Origin of the sequence: Methylocaldum sp., assembly GCF_039794385.1 — a bacterium.
GTDB lineage: Bacteria > Pseudomonadota > Gammaproteobacteria > Methylococcales > Methylococcaceae > Methylocaldum.
The window spans coordinates 1-3,346 of sequence record NZ_JBDIVO010000438.1; the positions used below are offsets into that span (position 1 = coordinate 1).

Here is a 3,346-nt window from a genome sequence, read left to right on the forward strand (position 1 = left end):
ACGTGGCCGGCCGTGGTGTCCGCCACACGGTCGCCAATCGGGACGGCAGGCGGACCCGGCGGACCAGTGACGACTACGATCGCGCGGGCCGCTTGACGCGGGTGGTCGATCCCAACGGAGGCGAGACCCGTTTCGAGTACGATCAAGCGGGTCGGCTAGCAAAGCGCACGATGCCGAACGGCGTTGCAACGACCTATACCTACGATCTGCGCGATCAGATCGTCGGCATCAGCCACGCGAACGCCTCGGGCACGATCCTGAGTTCCGTCAGTTACAGTCGCAATCCGGGCGGCGAGCCGAATCGCGTGACTTGGCAGGACGGCAGCTATGTACAATTGACCTACGATGCGGCACTGCGGGTGACCGAAGAGGCGTTCCACGACGCCACCGATCAGCTCATTCGGCGGATCGAATACCGATACGACCAAACCGGCAACCGGATCGCCCGCATCGTCGATGGTGCCAGGACCGATTACAGCTACGGGGCCGCGCACCGACTGCTGTCGGCGGACGGAGCGGAACCGCAAAGCTATGAGTACGATGCCGACGGCCGAACCCGTCGCATCGATCGAGGTAGTCTCGATGCGGCTTTAGCCTATAACTTCGCTGGCCAGATCCGAACGGTCGATTTTGGCGGACGCATGATCGGCTATACCTACGACGCCGCCGGGCGGCGGATTGCCGCCGTCGACGGCGCCGGCACGCGGCGCTTCCTCAAGGCTCCCGGGGTGCTGGGCTCGTATGACAATCCCCAGGCGGTGCTTGACGGCGCCTCCAATCTGCTACAGACCTACGTTTATGCCGGCAACGAGCCGCTGCAGCGCAGCAGCGGCGGTAGTACGCGTTACTACTTGACCGACGCGATGGGCTCGGTGATCGGCATCACCGATGAAGCGGGCAACGTCGTCGGCACGACCAAGTACGACGCCTTCGGCCAACCGGTGGACGCCACCGGGGACATGAGCCTGCCGGCGGATGCTGGCGGCGACTTCCGATTCCATGGCCAATGGATCGAGGCCGCTACCGGTTTGTACGACCTCCGTGCCCGGGACTACGATCCTGTCACCGGCCGCTTCCTGGCCCCTGATCCGGCCGAGCCGGATCTGTTCGAGCCCGAGAGCCTGAACCGCTATCAGTTCGCCAATTCGAACCCGTATTTCTTCGCCGACCCGACCGGGCGTTTTACGCTCGTCAGCGTCAACATCAGCATCAACATTCAGGCGACGTTGCGGAGCATCGCAGTCAATATCGCCAAGGATTATTTCATCGACAAGGCGCGCAGCGTTGCCGGCTCGCTGCTGGTCAGCGCACTGCGCAATTTCACCGCCCTGGAGGGCTTCAATCCTTGGGGCTTCATCGGGGTTACCAATCCCGGCGAGGCGGGCCGCATCTGGGAGCAGAAAGTGCAGCAGTTTGTCTGCTCGGTATTCCCGGACGTGATGCGGGACATCGTCTGGTTCGAGCCGACGATTGCGGGCGGGTCCGCCACGAACAACGGCTATGGTTGCCCGGGCGGCGGCAACGGCGGGTTCGCTAAGCGCGGCTCGGCGAAGCCGGATTTCGTGATCAGCAAAACCCCGCCAGAAGACCTAGAAGAAAGAAGACTCAAAGCGTACCTGATCGGTGAAACCAAGTGGCGGCTGAAAACGTTCTATAACGCTTATGTGAAGAACGGTGGCAGGCAGCGCAACCAGTTCGAGCAGATTGCCGAGTTCGCGAAGCAGCGGGTCTATTCCCGCACCGCGATCTTCGTCGCGCTGCTGAATGGAACGAATGGCGCCGAAAGTTTGGAACTTACGAAACTGCTGACAACCGCCGCCGCCAGCAAGGGAATCATACCCATCATGGCGAGCGCCCAGTAGTCGTCTATCCTTAGTATTCGGCGAAAAGCTCGCGTTCAAAGTTGGACCACATGAATCCCGGAGACGGTCGATGCCTTTTACACCCAAAGAAGACAAGCGCTTCCTGGAACTGCTGATCTCGCAACGAGATGTGTCATTGGAGGATGCTCTCAAGATCTTTGCCGACCGCAAAGGCCAGATCAAGCGGGACGCAGCGGAGACAACCTTGCGTTTTCTCCAGTCCCCAGATCTTTTCAGCCTGGTGGACGCGGAAGGCAGATCGGTATACTGGAGCAAACCCGTGTTCGATTTTCCGGGTAATTATCGAATCCGGTTCAATGGCATCGCAGGCAAGGAGAATAACCTCGCGGGTCGTTTCTGCGACCGCATTGATCCTTCAGGCATCGAGGAGATCGCACCCGGATACGTTTGGGCGACCATGAAACGGCAGGAGCCGTTGCGCATCGTCGGTGAGTGTACGCCTGGCTTCATTGGCGAGGAGAGTGCCCCGCTGCTTGCGGAACGCATCCGCGCCTTCACCCATCAATTCGCGTTTCACCTCGTCGCCGGCCATCATGACCGGATCGCCGGGCTGTTTTCTCCGCGCGCGGCGAAGGGGCAGACGCTGGAAACGCTACTGACGCGCATCGGCAACCTCGAGAAGGAGTTCGGGCCTTTCGACTACTTCGACCACGTCGAGGTGGTAACCGTGTACAACGGCGACGTCTCGGGTGTCGATGCGAGTGCCCACATGAAGCTGCCGAAAGGCATCCACCGTAACGAGCAGCGCGGCCTGTCCAGGTTTCAGATCATCAGTGTCTGCACCCCGAACGGCATGTTCGTACACGAATACACGGTGTCGCTGTACATCATCGAGGAGGACGGCTTCTTCCGGATTTGCGACGCCTCCGCGTACTACGGCTACTAAGGCGGCTTCCTCTGGCATCTCGCTGCACACACCCGAAACCGGGCTCAATTGAGTGAGGGCCGCGGGTAACCGATCGTTCAGTTGAGCTTGGCGCCGATGGCGGTTGTAAAGCACTTCGACCTTTTCCGTGAGTTTCGCGATGGTTTGTTGCCGGGCAGCACGCCGCGGGTGATGGACCTGTTCGTTCTTCAACCTGCCTGTGAGGCTTTTTCGCGGGCATTTCGAGCGCGTGCCGCGAGATCGTCCACATGAGCCTGGCGTACAATCCGCTCGGAGACGTATCGAACACGCGGTACATCAATCCCACCGAATACTCGAGTTGCAATGGCTTCATCAGCGCGTACCGCGCAGCGGCGCCTTTGCTCCCAGTTCGGAAAACGCCGATCTAATGACCGGCCAACCGATTGACACTGAGTGTTTTATTCATTCTGCCGTGGACGACTGTTTAAACAATGCCCTTGGCCGGATCCTTGCCGCGATGGAGCGGAGTGGATATCCGTTGCCTGGTCTACTCAGACCCGGGTTGTCAGATAGGGACCGACAGGCCGTGTTAGCGGATTTCCCGTGGCAACTGCCG

General features: G+C 60.3%; 2 protein-coding genes. Both read left to right on the top strand.

Annotation, left to right across the window (positions count from 1 at the left end; all coding sequences use genetic code 11):
• Positions 1 to 1,862 (top strand): RHS repeat-associated core domain-containing protein (locus tag ABJK70_RS22300; RefSeq protein ID WP_347259172.1); only part of this gene is annotated, 1,862 nt, incomplete at its 5' end.
• A 70-nt stretch (positions 1,863 to 1,932) separates the two neighbouring features.
• Positions 1,933 to 2,769 (top strand): hypothetical protein, encoded by an 837-nt coding sequence (locus ABJK70_RS22305; RefSeq protein WP_347259173.1) that lies wholly within the window; start codon positions 1,933 to 1,935, stop codon positions 2,767 to 2,769.
• Positions 2,770 to 3,346: the final 577 nt, after the last annotated feature.